This is a genomic window from Streptomyces sp. NPDC052107 (assembly GCF_040680215.1).
In the GTDB taxonomy this organism is placed as follows: domain Bacteria; phylum Actinomycetota; class Actinomycetes; order Streptomycetales; family Streptomycetaceae; genus Streptomyces.
In genome coordinates, this window is record NZ_JBFAWG010000039.1 from 35,501 (window position 1) to 52,535 (window position 17,035).

4 protein-coding genes are annotated in these 17,035 nt (G+C 69.2%); 3 read left to right on the forward strand and 1 reads right to left on the reverse strand.

The window, feature by feature from the left end; all coding sequences use genetic code 11:
* Nucleotides 1-22 precede the first annotated feature (22 nt).
* Entirely contained in the window at nucleotides 23-3,346 is a 3,324-nt protein-coding gene (locus AB0M27_RS30590; RefSeq protein ID WP_365726321.1) for a sigma-70 family RNA polymerase sigma factor, read from the reverse strand.
* A 239-nt stretch (nucleotides 3,347-3,585) separates the two neighbouring features.
* On the opposite strand from AB0M27_RS30590, the gene AB0M27_RS30595 reads away from it, so the two are divergent.
* From AB0M27_RS30595 to AB0M27_RS30605, 3 genes are read left to right on the forward strand one after another with little or no spacing between them, the layout of a single operon-like run.
* Nucleotides 3,586-10,023, forward strand: coding sequence for a protein kinase (locus tag AB0M27_RS30595; protein WP_365726323.1), 6,438 nt, complete (start codon nucleotides 3,586-3,588; stop codon nucleotides 10,021-10,023).
* Between the two features lie 33 nt (nucleotides 10,024-10,056).
* A complete protein-coding gene (locus AB0M27_RS30600) occupies nucleotides 10,057-13,023 on the forward strand; it encodes a helicase-related protein (protein ID WP_365726326.1) in 2,967 nt (988 codons plus the stop codon).
* Complete coding sequence (locus tag AB0M27_RS30605; protein ID WP_365726327.1) at nucleotides 13,023-17,024, forward strand: DNA methyltransferase; 4,002 nt, start codon at nucleotides 13,023-13,025, stop codon at nucleotides 17,022-17,024. The genes AB0M27_RS30600 and AB0M27_RS30605 overlap by 1 nt, the downstream gene beginning before the upstream one ends.
* Nucleotides 17,025-17,035 lie beyond the last annotated feature (11 nt).

Here is a 17,035-nt window from a genome sequence, read left to right on the forward strand (position 1 = left end):
AGGCAGGGGCGCGGCTCGCCCTTTAGGAGCGGCGCCAGCGATCCCGCAAGGATGCCCGGCCGGCGGTTGGGCTCTGCAGCGCGGCGAGCTGTGCCTGCAACTCGGCGATGCGCACACGGGCGTCGTGTTCGGCCTGCGCCAGACGTGCAGCGGCTCGCTTTTCGGCGTCTACGGCTTTGGCCTCGGCTTGCTGCGCTGCCGCCACCAGAGCCTGGGCCCACTGCTCCGCCGCCTCGGCTCGTTGCTGGGCCTGCGCCACGCTGGCCGCTTCGCGCTGCCCCGCCTCGTAGACGGCGCGGTCGCGGGCGGCAAGCTGTGACTCGGCCTGTCGCAGCGCAGCCTCGAGGGTCGTGATGCGCTCCTGTGTCTCCTCGCGGTATTGGCGCCGCTGCTGGTGCGCCTCGTTCGCGCGTGCCTGCCACCAGGAGATGCGCTGGGCGGCAGCCGGGGAGGTCGCCTCTGCGGCCTGCTCCGCGCGCCGCGTGGCAACGAGGATCGCCTCGCGGTGCTCCTCTCTGAGCTCCGCGATGCGCTCCTCGGCCTGGCGTCGCAGATGCCGCTCTTGTCGCGCCAGTGCTTCATCCATGCGTTGCAGCAGCGTCTGCTCCATGGCGTCGACCTGACGCTGGGCCTCCGCCTGGGCAGCCTCGAGCCGTTGTTCGGCCGCGCGCCGCTCCTCGGTGAGCCGACGCTCGTGCTCCTGCTGCAGCAGGGCGGTGACAGCCTCATGTTCCGCCCGCACCTTCGCGAGGGTCAGGTCGGTGCCCGGCGGCGGCTGCGCGGAGGGGGGCTGCGGCGCGGTACCCGCGCCAGCGCCCACGGACGATGTTTCTACCTTTCCGGCCGCCTCGTCCGCACGCGGTTGTGCATCCGCTCCAAGGAGTGCAGGCCGGGCTTGGATGTGCTGCGGAAGCGGAGCCACCGACGCAGACTCGCTTTCGGCGCGGGGATCGTCGGATGTGGTCGCGCTGTCGGGCCGCAAGGCACCCTCGGGCAGTGCCGCCTGTGCATGGGTGAACTCACGCAGCGCGTCGCGCACCGCGAGACGCGACTCACCACTGACCAGGGGCCGTGCGGCCAGATACGCCCTGGGCGTCATCCCTACCAAGGCCTCGGAAGGCCGCTCGAAAAATTGCTCGGGTCTGCACCCAGCGTCCTTGAGGGCGTCGAAGACTCGCTGCAGCACCTCCAGAGCGGAGACCACGGGACGGTCGAGCATGCCTCGTGCCCGCCCGGCTCGCACCACGGCGTCAGCAGCGGAGGGTCCCAGGAGCACCGTCAGTTGGGGGTGCCCCACGGCCAACAGTGCGTACTCGGCGAGCCAGGCCACTCCCCCGCCGAACGGCCGTGTCGACATCTGGAGCGCCTTGTCCCAGTCGGTGGCGTTCTGCGGAAAGTGGGCAGCGCCGGCCACGTCGGAAACCGTCTCCTTCTCGACGTCGAGCCCGACCTCGGCCTTCGGCGCGGCGGGGCTGCTGACCTCCCTTTGGGCAGGTGGGCGGTGCGCCGGCTCAGGTGCCAGGGCCGCGTCGGCTTGCGCAGGCAGGTCCGCAATCGGCCGGGCGGGGGTGTCGGTGGGCAGGTCAACGTCCGCGTCGACTACGTGGGCATCCGGCTCGCCCGGCACGTCGGCCGGCTCGCCGCCATGCGCGAACTCAGGTTGCCCCACAGGCAACACAAGCGGAACCGTCGCCGTCCCCTCGTCGGTCACGCCACTGAGCTTCTTTGCCGCGGCGGCAGCGGCACCGACAACCACCCGGTGTTCCGTCGCAGCCCCCTGCGCCTGCCCACGCGGCACGACAGTGGAAACCGGCACTCGACGGTGCGGGCGTGCCATGATCCGCTCAGGTTGCGCCGCATGGGGTTCCGTCTCCTCTTCGGGCGCGTGCGCTCCTACGAGGCCTGCCGCCTCCACGCGGTGTTTCAGCGTGGGCAGCGCCTTGACGTATAGCTGCCGGATCCGCTCCCGGGTCACGCCGAACTCCTGCCCCAGCTGTTCCAGCGTCGCGGGTTCGTCTCCGTCCAGGCCGAGGCGTCGTATGAGAATGCGCGCCTCTCGCTCGGGGAACGTGTCCATCACGCTCATGATGTGTTCGGTCAGGTCTGCGTTGAGCACGTCGTGCTCCACCGAAGGCAGGGGGCGCTTCTCCCCGACGAAGTCGCCGAGGGTCGCTCCGTCGCTGATGACCCGGTCGAGGGAGTCGGTGCGTCGACTCAGTCGTCTGGCGGCCCCTACCTTTTCCACCGTCATGTCACAGAACACGGCGATGTCGACGACTCCGGCGGGCTTGCCCTGGCCGTACAGGGTGCGCTCGGCGAGCGCGACCTTGCAGACCTGCTCATGCATGTGCACGGGGATGCGGATGAGGTTTCCTTCGTCCGCGATGCCCCGCCTGATCGATTGTCGGATCCACCAGGTCGCATAGGTGGAGAACTTGAAGCCCTTGGCGGGGTCGAACTTCCGCGCCGCCGTCATCAGACCGAGCACTCCGCACTGGAACAGGTCCTCATAGTCCAGCCCCTGATCGAGGTAGCGCGGCACCAGCTTGTGCACGAGTCGCTGATTGTGCAGGACCAGGCAGTCCCGCGCGCGGACCCTGATGTCGTCCGGCGGCAGGCCGCTCAGCGCGTCCTTGTCGGGCTCTTGCGCCATGGTGTCAGCGCCGCCCCGCAGGAGCACGCTGAGGCCGACCTCCTCCTGGGCCGCGAGCAGGTACTTCTCGGGTCGACGGCGGAAACGGTCCTCCTCCAGCACGGACTGGGCGCTGGCGACGGCAGCGGCGAGGTCACTTTCTGTCCGAACCAGCGCTTGGGACGGCTCGGGCAACGGCTCCTCCTGCGGACCGTCCGTCCACGCCTCCTCGACGTGCTCCCCGGCCTGCGCAGCGTCCTCATCCGTCACCCGACCCTCGTCTGCGCCTGCGCCCTGCTGCGTCGTCTCCAGCGCCTCCTCGGCCCGTACTTGAGCCGCGGCCCGCAGGGCTGCGGCCTCGCGCGCGTCGAGACCGGCGAGCCGGATCACGCCTTCACATGCCCGGGATGTCACGTATCCGCCGGTGTCCGCATAGCGGTCGAGCAGGGTCAGCACTCGATCGAGCCGGGGGGACACATTTTCTTCACGGTTCGATGCAACCTTTTCCACATCCGGAGTGTCGATGTTTGCATGCACCACCGATTTCTGGACAGGTACGCGGAGCCTGGCCAGTTCCTCCCTCAGCCGCTCGCGCTCGCTGTCGCCGAGCTCGAGCTTGCGCACCTGTGCCGCAAACACGTTCTCCGGCACGACGCCGTCTATCGCGGCCCGGCGGAGCTGAATCAGCAGCTCCGTCAGCGCAGCCCCCGACACGCGCGCACCCTGCCCACCGGCTGCATGAAGCCCCACCATGTCACCCCCCGACCCAACTGGACGGCCAGAGCGTAGAGGTGATGCGTTAACAGTGTCAACGGGTCGTTGAACTATGAATGTTGACACTTTTCGTGTACGGTGTCCGGGACCGCACTTTCCGCTCCAGCAAGCGGAGTTGCGGCGGGTGCAGGGGCCAGTCCCGCAGCGGGACAGTGACAAAAAAGGGGCAGGGGGCGGCCGTGGGCCACGAGCTGATCGATGGCAGATTCCGCATCGGACGGGTCATCGGCAAGGGCAACATGGGAGAGGTACACCGCGCCGAGGATCTCCAAGCCCCGGAGGGCAGCACCGAACACACGGTCGCGGTGAAGACGATCCTGCGCAGCCGCACCGGCGCGCTGATCGACACCGGCGCGGACACCAAGGCAGTGGAGCGGTTCGCCCGCGAAGTCCGCATCATGCGTCGCCTGGAACACCCGAACCTGACAGGGCTCATCGCAGGCGGCGTCACCCAGGACGGTGGACTGCCCTATCTGGCGATGGAGTTCCTCGACGGCGAGACGTTGCGTGACCTCATCGTGGAAGAAGGCCAGCTGCCCCTCTCCTGGGTGGCCGCCATCGGCGCCCAGATCGCCAACGGCCTCGCCACAGCGCACGCCGCCGACGTGGTACACCGCGACCTGAAACCGGCGAACGTCATGCTGACCCGGGGCGGGACCGTCAAGGTCCTCGACTTCGGCATGGGCCGCATCGTCGACGACCCGGACGAGGCACGGCTCACCAGCACGGGCGTCAGCGTCGGCACCGCCCGCTACATGGCCCCCGAACAGTTCAAGGCCCGACTGGTCACCCAGGCCGCCGACTTGTACGCGCTGGGTTGCGTGCTGTACGAGATGCTCATCGGTGTACCGCCCTTCACCAGCGAGTCCCCGTACGAACTCGCCCGCAAGCACCTCGAGGCCGAACCGACGCCCCTCGCCGTCATCCGCAGCGAGATACCCGCCGAACTGATCCGCCTCGTCGGGCGGCTGCTGGCGAAGGACCCGGCGGACCGTCCCGCCGACGCAACCGAAGTTCGTGATGTGCTCTCCCCGTTGGCCGTGCAAGAGGGGGGCACGGTTCGGCTCCCCCACTGGAGCGCCCTCGACCCGACCCGGCCCCTGTGCGCGACGGCCACCCGTACGACCGCAGCCGCCTCGGGCCAGGCCCCGCGGCCGGCCCCGGTCACCGCCTCCGGCACGGCGATGGACGTCTTCGGTGTGCACCGCGCCCTCATCAAGGACTACCGCGACTTCACCGAGGGCGGCACCGTCATCCGCGACGACCGCATCGCGGCGTTCGTGGAGAAGGACCTCGACGACAAGTCGCAGTGGCCCGATCCCTGGCTGTCTCTCAACCCGTTCTTCCAGAGCGGCGGCACGGTGGCGGAACTGGTTGGCGAAAAGGTCCTCCACCCGGAGTGCGCCCGGATCTTCCAGGCCGGCAAGACTGAGGGCGGCACCGTCCCCGACGGGCGGCCGCTCACCCTCCACCGCCACCAGCGCGAGGCCGTCGACGCCGCGGCGCGCGGCGCCTCGTACGTCCTGACGACCGGCACCGGATCCGGCAAGTCTCTGTCGTACATCGTTCCGATCGTGAACCGCGTCCTTCATGAGCGGGACTCCGAAGGTCCGAAGGCGGTCAAGCGGGTGCGCGCCGTCATCGTGTACCCGATGAACGCGCTGGCGAACAGTCAGCTCAAAGAACTCGAGAAGTACCTGCGCGACGGGTACGGCCACGGCCACGAGCCGGTCACCTTCGCCCGCTACACGGGCCAGGAGGACGACGAGAAGCGCAAGGAGATCCGCGACAACCCGCCGGACATCCTGCTCACCAACTACGTGATGCTGGAGCTGATGCTGACCCGGCCCGCCGACCGGGCGAGCCTCATCAAGATGGCCAAGGGCCTGGAGTTCCTGGTCTTCGACGAGCTGCACACCTACCGCGGCCGGCAGGGCGCGGACGTGGCCCTGCTCATCCGCCGGGTACGCGAGGCCTGCCAGGCGCCCGACGTGCAGTGCATCGGCACCTCGGCCACCATGTCGACCGAAGGCACCGTCGAGGACCAGAAGAAGGTGGTCGCCGACGTGGCGAGCAGGCTGTTCGGCACGACGGTCAGGCCGGAACACGTCATCGGTGAGACGCTCGTACGCGCCACCGCCGAAGCGCCCGACACCGTCCCCGCCGAGCGCCTCACCTCACCGGCCGCGCCGCGCGCGTACGACGATCTGGTGCGCGACCCGCTGGCCCGCTGGATCGAGACGCGCTTCGGCCTGGCCACGGACGAGGCCACGGGCCGGCTGGTGCGCCGCCGGCCCACGAAGATCGAGGTCGCGGCAGGCGAACTGGCGGAGCGCTCGGGGGTGTCCAAGGACGACTGCGCCACGGCCATCGAGGCGACCCTGGAAGCCGGCTCGCAGGCCCGGCACCCGGTCACCGACCGTCCCCTGTTCGCGTTCCGGCTGCACCAGTTCCTGTCCAAGGGCGACACCGTCTACGTCACCCTGGAGGACAAGCTCTCCCGCCACCTGACCCGCTCCTACCAGCTGGAGCAGCCGGGCAGCGGCGGCAAGCTGTTGATGCCACTGGCGTTCTGCCGTGAGTGCGGCCAGGAGTACCTGACCGTCTGGCGCACCGAGAAGGACGCCGAGGTCCGCTACGAAGCCCGCCGCGACACCTCCGCCACGGGCGGACGCCAGGGCGACGGCTACCTCTTCATCGACCAGGAGCGGCCCTGGCCCTCCAGCGTCCAGTACGCCGTCGACGACCGCCGGCTGCCCGAGTCCTGGCTGGAAGTGGACGACAAGGGCCAGGAGGTGGTCAGGAAGACGTTCCGCGACCGAGTGCCGCGCGCGGTCACCGTGGACCCGCTCGGCTACGAGGGCCGGGGCGAGTTGCAGGCCGCGTTCATCCCGTCGCCGTTCCTGTTCTGCCTGCACTGCGGTGTGGCCTACGAGCAGACGCGCGGCCGGGACTTCGCCAAGCTGGCGACGCTGGACCAGGAGGGCCGTTCCTCGGCGACCTCCCTCATCTCGGCCTCGGTGGTGCGGTCCCTGAAGTCGGTGCCGGAGGAGGCGCTGGACAAGGAGGCCCGCAAGCTCCTGACCTTCGTCGACAACCGCCAGGACGCCTCACTTCAGGCCGGTCACTTCAACGACTTCGTGCAGATCACCCAGTTGCGCGGGGCGCTGTACCGGGCCGCGCTGGAGGCGGGCGAGGACGGCCTCACCCATGAGGAGCTGGCCTCCGCGGTGACGAACGCGCTCGGCATCAGCCCCATGGACTACACGGGCGAGCACGAATCGCCCCCGACGCTCGCCAAGTCCGCGGCCAAAACCCTGCGCGACGTCGTCGCCTTCCGGCTCTACCTGGACCTGGAGCGCGGCTGGCGCATCACCATGCCCAACCTGGAGCAGACCGGCCTACTGGAGATCGACTACGCGGACCTGCGCTGGGTCGCGGACAAGCAGGACCGCTGGGCGCACACCCACGCGGCGCTGCGGGACGCCGATCCGGCGCTGCGGGCCGAGATCATGAAGGTGCTGCTCAACGAGATGCGCCGTTCGCTCGCCATCGACGTGTCGTACTTCCGTGACGACTTCGACGCGTTGCAGCGGGCGAGCGAGGAGCGGCTGGTGGACCCGTGGGTGCTGTCGGCCTCCGACCGGCCCCGCGTGGGCACCGCCTACCCGCATCCGTCGGGCCGGGGGCTGGACCGCTCCGGCCTGTTCGTCTCGGCGCGCGGCAAGTTCGGCAAGTACCTCACGCGTGCCGACGCCTCGTTCAAGAAGCTCTCCCCCGACGATCTGCAGCTCGTCATCGCGGAACTGCTGAAGGTGCTGGCCGCCAACGGCCTGGTGAAGGAGGTGGCGGAGGCCCCGCAGCGCGCGGGCCGCTACCGCAGGCCGACGACACCGGCCACGACCGGCTACCGGGTGGCGGCCCAGTCGCTGATCTGGCGTGCCGGCAAGGGCGAGACGGGCACGCACGACCCGCTGACCCGCACCTACCCCAGTGGCGACGGCCCGCGCGTGAACACCTTCTTCCGGGACCTGTACCAGGAGGCGGCGAGCGCGCTGTCCGGGCTGTTCGCCCGCGAGCACACCGCCCAGGTCGCCCCGGAGGAGCGGGAGCGGCGCGAGGAGGCGTTCCGCAAGGCGGAGCTGAAGCTGCTGTACTGCTCCCCCACGATGGAGTTGGGCGTGGACATCTCCTCCCTCAACGCGGTGATGATGCGCAACGTGCCGCCCACGCCCGCCAACTACGCCCAGCGTTCGGGACGGGCGGGCCGTAGCGGCCAGCCCGCACTGGTGACGACGTACTGCGCGACGGGCAACAGCCACGACCAGTACTACTTCCGCCGCTCGGAGCGGATGGTGGCGGGCGCGGTGGCCCCGCCGCGCCTGGACCTCGCCAACGAGGACCTGGTCCTCTCCCACTTGCAGGGCATATGGATCGCCGAGGCCGGCCTGAAGCTGGGCCGCGCGATACCCGAGGTCCTGGACGTGTCGCACCCGGACACCGGCGACCGCCCGAACCCCGACCTGGAGCTGCTGCCCGACATCCTCGCCGCCTCTCTGGACGAGAGTGCGCAGCACCGCACGGTGGACGCGGCCCTGAGGGTGCTCGGCCCGCTTCTGCCGGACTTCGCGGACACCACGTGGTGGCACGACGACTGGATCCAGGACCGGGTGCGCACGGTGCCGGAGCGCTTCGACCGGGCCTTCGACCGGTGGCGGCAGCTGTTCCGCGCGGCGCTCGACGACCAGTACATCCAGAACAAGCGGCGCCTGGACTACAGCCTCACCGAGAGCGACCGCAACCGGGCCAACGCCCGCCGCCGCGAGGCGGAGACACAACTCAACCTGCTGATGAACGAGAGCGTCGACAGCAAGTCGGTCCTCTCCGACTTCAACCCCTACCGCTACCTCGCCTCCGAGGGCTTCCTCCCCGGCTACAGCTTCCCGCGCCTGCCCCTGGCCGCCTACATCCCGACGATCGGCCGCCGCCGGGGCGACGGCGACTACCTCCAGCGCCCCCGCTTCCTCGCCATCCGCGAGTTCGGCCCCGGCGCGCTCATCTACCACGAGGGCGCCCGCTACCAGGTGACCCGCATCCAGCTGCCGCCGGACTCCTCCGGCGACCTGGCGACGAGCGAGGCCCGCCGCTGCGCGCACTGCGGATACCACCACGACCCGGCGGAGCGCCAGGACCGCTGCCACATGTGCGACGAACCGCTGGGCGCGGCCACCCACGGCCTGCTCCAGCTGCACACCGTGTACACGACGCGCCGGGAGCGGATCTCCTCCGACGAGGAGGAGCGCCGCCGGGCAGGCTTCCGCCTGGAGATGTCGTACCGCTTCCAGGACCACGGCGCCCGTAAGGGCCGCCTCAACGCGTCCGTCGCGGACGCCACGGGCGCGTCGCTGGCCGATCTGGCGTACGGCGACTCGGCGACCGTCCGCATCACCAACCTCGGCCGGGTGCGGGCCAAGAAGGACGAGCCGGCGGGGTACTGGCTCGACCTCGCCGACGGCCGCTGGATGAACGACAAGGACGCCGCCGAGGCCTCCGGCGACTCCAGCGAGCTGCCCGTGGTCGACGAGGACGGCAAGGAGCGGCGCCGTAAGAAGCGGGTCATCCCGTACGTCGAGGACCGCCGCAACATCCTCGTCGTCACCCTCGACGAGGCGCTGCCCGAGCCCGAGGCGCTGTCCCTCATGTACGCGCTGGAGCGGGGCATCGAGGCCGCGTTCGAGCTGGAGGACGCCGAGCTGTCCAGCGAACTGCTGCCGCCGGACGACGGACCCCGGAACCGGTTCCTGTTCATGGAGGCCGCCGAGGGCGGCGCGGGCGTGCTGCGCCGCCTCCAGGCGGAGCCGGATGCCCTGGCGAAGGCGGCCCAGTACGCCCTGTCGATCTGCCACTTCGACGAGGACGGCACCGACCTGGGCGGCCCGCACCCGGACCGCCCCTGCGCCCTGGGCTGCTACGAGTGCCTGCTGACGTACGGCAACCAGCTCGACCACGCGCTGATCAACCGCCACGCGGCCCAGCACCTGCTGGTGCGGTTCGCCTCGGCGACTTCGGAGCGCGAATCGCGCGGTGAGTCGCGGTCGGAGCAGTACCGGCGGCTGCTCGACCAGGCGAGGCCCGGCGTAGCCACCGCAGTCGCTCCGACGCCGGATGGGTGGAAAGCAGGCGATCTCGTGTGGGAGATCGCCCCAGACGAGGTGACCCCGGCGATTCAGGCGGAGTTGAAGGGCCATCTCGCACAGCAGCGCAATGAGGCGACGCGGGATGAACTGACGCGGAAGGCGCGATCGGTGGCCGAGCTGGCCGCCCAGGGCGACTTCCTCGGCTGGGTGAAGGCGCGGGGACTGAACCTGCCGGACGAGGCCGGACCCTTCCTCACCGAGGCGAACGCGATGCCCGACTTCGTCTACCGGCTCCCGGGCGGAAACGTGGCCGTCTTCGTCGACACCCCCGACAAGGCGCAGGACACCTTCCGGGACGAGGACGCCGAGGACCGCCTCTTCAACGCCAGTTGGGACGTCGTCCGCTTCCCGCACGACGCCGACTGGGACGCCATCGCCGCCGACAACGCCCGCTACTTCGGCACGCCGACCGCCATCTGACGACCAGCTTCTCCTGAGGACTCGAAAACACACATGGCACTCACGTACTCCGCAGGTTCCCTGGTGAAGGCCCGCGGCCGCGAATGGGTGGTGCTCCCCGAGAGCAAGCCCGATCTGCTCGTCCTGCGCCCGCTCGGCGGCTCGGACGACGATGTCGCCGCCGTGTTCCCGGCGTTCGAGACGGTCGAGGAGGCCCGGTTCGCCGCGCCGGAGCCGAGCGACCTCGGCGACCAGCGGGCGGCCGGCCTGCTCCGCACCGCCCTGCGGGTCGGCTTCCGCTCGGGTGCGGGCCCGTTCCGCTCGCTGGCCGGCATCGCCGTGGAGCCGCGCGCGTACCAGCTCGTCCCGCTGCTGATGGCGCTGCGTCAGAAGACGGTCCGCATGCTGATCTCCGACGACGTCGGCATCGGCAAGACCGTCGAGGCGGGCCTGATCGCGAGCGAACTGCTCGCACAGGGCGAGGCGTCGGGCTTGGCGGTACTGTGCTCCCCCGCGCTCGCCGAACAGTGGCAGCAGGAGTTGCGCAGCAAGTTCGGCATCGACGCGGAGCTGGTGCTGTCATCGACGGTGACCCGCCTGGAGCGCGGCCTGGACCTGGGCCAGTCCCTCTTCGACCGCTACCCGAACGTCATCGTCTCCACGGACTTCATCAAGTCCACCCGTCACCGCGACGACTTCGTACGGCACTGCCCCGACCTGGTGATCGTCGACGAGGCGCACACGTGCGTGGCCTCCGACGACACCAAGACCGGCACGCAGAACCAGCTGCGCTACGAGCTGCTGCGGCGGGTCGCCGAGGACGAGGAGCGGCACCTGCTGCTGGTGACGGCGACCCCGCACAGCGGCAAGGAGTCCGCGTTCCGCAACCTGCTGGGCCTGGTCAAGCCCGACTTGGCACACGTGAACCTGGAGTCGGACGGGGGCAGGAAGCTGCTGGCCCAGCACTTCGTGGCCCGAAAGCGCGCGGACGTACGCCAGTACCTCACCAAGGAGGACGGCCTCGCCGACGACTCGTTCGCCGAGCGCACCGCGTTCCCCTCGGACCGCTACTTCAAGGACGAGACGTACAAGCTGTCCCCGGAGTACCGGGCCCTGCTGGACGACGCGATCGCCTACGCGAGTGAGCGGGTGGAGGAGGCGGACAACCGGGGCCGGCGCGAGGCCCGAATAGCGTGGTGGTCGGCGATCGCGCTGCTGCGCTCGCTGGTGTCGTCCCCGCGTGCGGCGGCGCAGACGCTGCGCACGAGGTCCGCGGCGGCGGTCGCGTCCTCGGCGGAGGAGGCCGACGAGCTGGGCGCGCCGCTGAACAGCGACGCGGCCGACAGCGACTCGATGGAGGGCATGGACGTAGCGCCGGGCGCGGAGATCGAGGCCGATGACCCGCGCTCGCGCCTGGCCGAACTCGCCGGCCGCGCGCAGGAGCTGGAGGGCCCGGCGCAGGACCTCAAGCTGATGGCCCTGATCAAGCACCTCAAGGGGCTGCTGGCCGACGGCTACAACCCGATCGTCTTCTGCCGTTACATTCCCACGGCCAAGTACCTGGCCGAGCAGCTGGCCAACGACCTCGAGACGAAGAAGCGCGGTCCGCTGGGCGCGAAGACGGTCGTCAAGGCGGTAACGGGTGAGCTGTCCCCGCAGCAGCGCATCGACAACATCGAGGCGCTGGCGACGGAGGCCGGCGAGGACGCTGCTGCGCGCCGGGTGCTGATCGCCACGGACTGCCTGTCGGAGGGCGTGAACCTCCAGCACTACTTCGACGCCGTGGTCCACTACGACCTGGCGTGGAACCCCACCCGCCACGACCAGCGGGAGGGCCGCGTCGACCGCTACGGCCAGCGCCGTGACGAGGTCCGTGTCATCACCCTGTACGGCGACGACAACGGCATCGACGGCAAGGTCCTCGAAGTCCTCATCAAGAAGCACCGACAGATCAAGAAGGACCTGGGCATCTCGGTGTCGGTCCCGGACGAGCTGTCGACGGGTGTGACGGACGCGATCGTGGAGTGGCTGCTGATGCGCGGCCGCGAGAACGAGGACGCCCTGTTCGGCGCGGACGCGTTCAAGGTGAGCACGGCGAAGCTGGACAGCGACTGGAACTCGGCGGCGGAACGGGAGAAGGCGTCGCGTTCGCGGTTCGCGCAGCGCTCGATCCACCCGGAGGAGGTGGCCAGGGAGGTCGCCGCGATCCGGGACGCGCTGGGCGGTACGGGCGAGGTGAGGACGTTCGTACGGGAGGCGCTGGGCTCGCTGGGCGCGGTGCTGCGGGGAGCCGATCCGTCGGAGGACTTCACGGCCCAGGTGGGCGGTACGCCGGCGGGCCTGCGGGACGCGCTGGCGACGGCCGTGGGCGCGGAGGTCATCGAGCAGGACCGTCCGATCCCGTTCCGGACGGATCCGGCGGTGGCGCGGGGCGAGGCGGCGCTGGTACGGACGGACCCGGTGGTGGGCGCGCTGGCGTCGCACGTCCTGAACGCGGCGCTGGACACCCAGGCGGACGGCGCCCGCCCGGCACGCCGCTGCGGCGTGGTGACGACGGACGCGGTGACGACGCGCACGACCCTGCTCCTGGTCCGCTACCGCTTCCATCTGACCCTGCCGTCGCGGAGCGGCGAGAGGCAGCTGGTCGCGGAGGACGCGAGGCTGCTGGCCTTCGAGGGCTCCCCGAAGAACGCGGTGTGGCTGTCGCAGGAGCGTGCGGCGGCCCTGCTGGACGCGACGGCGTCCGAGAACACGGACCCGCACTTCGGCGAGCGCATGATGAAGCGCATCCTCGACCAACTGCCCGATACAAACGCCTACCTGGAGACGTACGGCGAGGACCTGGCCGCCGAGCTGGACGCCTCGCACCGCCGAGTGCGCCAGGCCTCCGGCGAGATCGTCCGGGGCCTGTCGGTGACGGCCCAGAAGCCGGCCGACGTCCTGGGCGCGTACCTGTATCTGCCCGCGAACCCCTCCGCCTCCTCCCCCGCCCCTGCTGCTGTCTCTGGAGCGTCCGCCTGATGTCCGCCACGACTCGCAACCAGGTGTTCACCGCCGTCCACACGGTCGGAGGTCTGCTGCCGGCCGACATGCTGCTGCGTATCTCCGAGGGCAAGGACGTCCCGGGCTCGAAGCCGGCCGACTACGGCCTGCCCTCGTCGCGTTCGGTACGGGACGAGGCGGAGCGCAGCTGGGAGTACCTGAAGCCGCTCTGGCGCGAGTTGCGCAAGCACCTGCCCGAGGACGGGGAGACGGGCCTGCCGGCGACCGACCCGACGGGCCGCGCGGCTGCCGACTGGCTGGCGCCGCTGTGGCGGGAGCTGGGCTTCGGTCGTCTGACGCCGATCGGCACGGAGGGCGTCACGGCCGACTCGGACACGGAGAAGCGGTTCGAGGTCTCGCACCGCTGGCAGCACGCGCTCCTCCACCAGGTGGCGTGGAACGCCAACCTGGACAAGCGACCGGGCGGCGCGGGCACGGTACCGCCGCAGTCCATGCTCCAGGAGTGCCTGAACCGCACCGAGGCCCACCTGTGGGGCGTCCTGACGAACGGCCGCCAGGTCCGCCTGCTCCGGGACTCCAGCGCCCTGGCCACGGCGTCCTACGTCGAGTTCGACCTGGAGGCGATCTTCGACGCCGAGCTGTTCAGCGAGTTCGTACTGCTGTACCGACTGCTGCACGTCTCGCGCTTCGAGGTCGCGGAGGACGCGGCACCGTCGACGTGCTGGCTGGAGAAGTGGCGCACGGAGGCGATCGCCCAGGGCACCCGTGCCCTGGACCAGCTCAGGAAGGGCGTCCAGCGGGCGATCACGACCTTGGGCACGGGCTTCCTGAAGCACCCGGACAACCGGGAGCTGCGGGAGACCCTGGAGGTCAAGACCTTCCACTACGCGCTGCTGCGCATGGTCTACCGGCTCCTGTTCCTGTTCGTGGCCGAGGACCGCGAGGTCCTGCTGTCCCCGTCGGCCGACGAGACGGCGAAGGAGCGCTACGCCGCGTACTTCTCCTCGGCCCGCCTGCGCCGGCACGCCCAGCGCCGCCGGGGCACGGCCCACGGCGACCTGTACCAGGCGCTTCGGTTCGTCCTGTCGGGTCTGGGCAACGACGACGGTCTGCCGGAGCTGGGCCTGCCCGGCCTCGGCGGCATCTTCGACGACACGGAGGCGGACAAGGTCCTGCACGGCCTGTCACTGTCGAACGAGCCGCTGCTGGAGGCGGTCCGGGCGCTGTCGATCGTGCGGGACACGAGCAGCAAGCGGAACCGGGTGGTCGACTACCGCCACCTGGACGCGGAGGAGCTGGGCTCCATCTACGAGTCCCTGCTGGAGCTGGTCCCGAAGCACACCGCGACGGAACGCACCTTCGAACTGGTCGAGCTGGCGGGTAACGCGAGGAAGACGACGGGCTCCTACTACACACCGTCCTCGCTGATCGAGTGCCTGCTGGACTCCGCGTTGGACCCGGTGATCGACGATGCGGTGAAGCGGGGCGAGATTCGGGCAACGCGCTCGGGCCAGCCGGACCCGGGGCCTGCCATCGTCGAGGAGTTGTTGAGCCTGACGGTCTGCGACCCAGCCTGCGGCTCGGGCCACTTCCTGGTCGCTGCGGCTCGGCGAATCGCGAAGCGGGTGGCCGCGGTACGGGAGCAGAACCCGGAGCCGACAATCGACGCGGTACGGCACGCGCTGCACGAGGTGGTCGCGCGATGCATCTACGGCGTGGACCTCAACCCGATGGCGGTCGAACTGGCCAAGGTGTCGCTGTGGCTGGAGGCCCTGGAACCGGGCAAGCCGCTGGGCTTCCTGGACGCCCACATCAAGCACGGCAACGCGCTGATCGGGGCTACGCCGGCGCTGCTGGCGAAGGGTATCCCGGACGACGCCTTCAAGCCGATCGAAAGCGACGACAAGAAGATCGCGGCGGCAGTGAGGAAGCGGAACGCCGCCGAGCGGGGCGGCCAGCTCAGTTTCCACACCGAGGAGCGTATCTGGGTGTCCAACGCCGCCTTTGCCGAGAGCCTGCGCGAGATCAGCGGCGCACGCGCCGACACGCTTCGCGATGTGCGGCTGCAGTCGAGCCGTTTCCGCGAGCTGGAGCAGTCGGCGGAGTACGTCCGGGCCGTTCATGTCGCCGACGCCTGGTGCGCAGCTTTCGTCTGGCCCAAGCGGGAAGGCGCCCCGACTCCCGTGACGGAAGGGGTCTTCCGGGACCTCCAGAACCCGTCCAACGGCATCCCGATGAGCACGAACGAGGAGATCATCCGCCTCTCCCAGCAGTACAAGTTCTTCCACTGGCACCTGGAGTTCCCTGAGATCTTCTCAGTCGCCAGCCAAGAGAACGCAAGGAGTGATGCACTTACTGGCTGGACGGGCGGTTTCCATTGCACCGTGGGCAACCCTCCCTGGGAAAAGATCAGGATCGAGGAGTCGGAGTTCTTCGCGACTCGCTCCAGCGAAATCGCTACCGCCACCGGGAATACCCGGAAACAGCTGATATCAGAACTGAAGTGCCAGAACCCGGCCCTCCATCAAGAATTTGAAGAGGCAAAACGTCAGGCAAAGGGTGAGAGCCTTTTCGCTCGCGAGTCGGGCAGGTTCGACCTGACGGGCCGCGGAGACGTCAACACTTATGCTCTGTTTGCAGAGACCTTCCTATCCCTGATCACCCTTCGAGGCCGAATGGGAGTGATCGTCCCGCCAGGAATAGCAACCGGGGAGCCGGCGAGATTCTACTTCGCGGCCGTCCTCGAGGCCGGCCGGCTGCAGTCTCTCTTCAGTTTCCGGAACTCTGACTTCTTTCCGAACGTCGCCGGTGCACAAGAGGACAGGTTCTGCCTGCTGACCATCGACAAGGAGGGTTCGGCCGCCCCGCCGGTCGTCGTCTTTCACGCGGACACGGTCGAGGAGATACAGAACCCCGAACGGCAGTTCTCCATCAGCTATCGGAGTGTCTCCTCCATCAATCCGAACTCTAAGACATGCCCGGTCTTCACTTGGCGACGCGATGCTGAAATAGCCGAGAAGCTGTACCAGCGGAACCCGGTACTCATCGCCGACGGCCAAACAGACAATCCTTGGGGATTCCCCGATCGGCCCTTCATGACGATCTTCCACATGACGTCGGACTCGTCATCCTTCCTGGAGCGGCCGACCCGTGAGGGCCCGGCGGGATATACGCCACTCTACGAGGGAAAGATGGTCCACCATTTCAACCCCCGGCACGGCAGCTATGAGCATGTACAGCTGAAGCCAGGGGTCGGGGTAAGAGCCCTCCCCGGCCCGACGCCACAGAACCTAGACGATCCCGGCTTCACCATTGCACCCCGCTACTGGATCCCCGCCCGGGAATTGGAAGAGCGCCTTTCTGGCAAATGGGACAGGGAGTGGCTTCTGGGGTGGCGTGACTCTACCAACCCGGCAAACGCCAGAACGATGGTGGCTTCCGCTTTTCCAAAGTTCGGAGCCGGACACAAGCTGCCCATCGCTCTGCCGACGGTCATGCCTGAACTCCTGCTCGCCGCCTGGTCCTCCATGGTCTTCGACTACTGCGCGCGACAGAAACTCAGTGGCACTTCGATGACGTATTTCATCGTCAAGCAGCTCCCGGTTCCCAAACCGCACCCTATGGGGGAGCACTCGTCATTCATCAGACCTCGGCTGCTCGAACTCGTCTACACCGCTCACAGTATGTCGCCGTTCGCTCTCGACCTGGGTGACAGCGGCGCGCCCTTCCGCTGGGACGAGGAACGACGTCAGAAGTTGCGCGCCGAGCTCGACGCGCTTTTCTTCCACCTCTACGGAGTCTCCCGAGAGGACACCGACTACATTCTCGACACGTTCCCCATCGTCCGCCGCAAGGACGAGGCCAAGTACGGAAGCTACCGAACCAAGGACCTGATCCTCGCCGAATACGACCGCATGGCCGCAGCCGGCGTCAGCCTGGAGAATCCCTTGGTGGACGGCGAGAACTACACCTCCACTCTCACCCCGCCCCCGGGCCGCGGCCCCCGACACCCCGCCTGACCGCCCGGCGA

Bases quoted from the DNA above. Each gene is read 5' to 3' on its own strand.
- AB0M27_RS30605 (WP_365726327.1), top strand. From the start codon at position 13,023: ATGTCCGCCACGACTCGCAACCAGGTGTTCACCGCCGTCCACACGGTC.
- AB0M27_RS30600 (WP_365726326.1), top strand. From the start codon at position 10,057: ATGGCACTCACGTACTCCGCAGGTTCCCTGGTGAAGGCCCGCGGCCGC.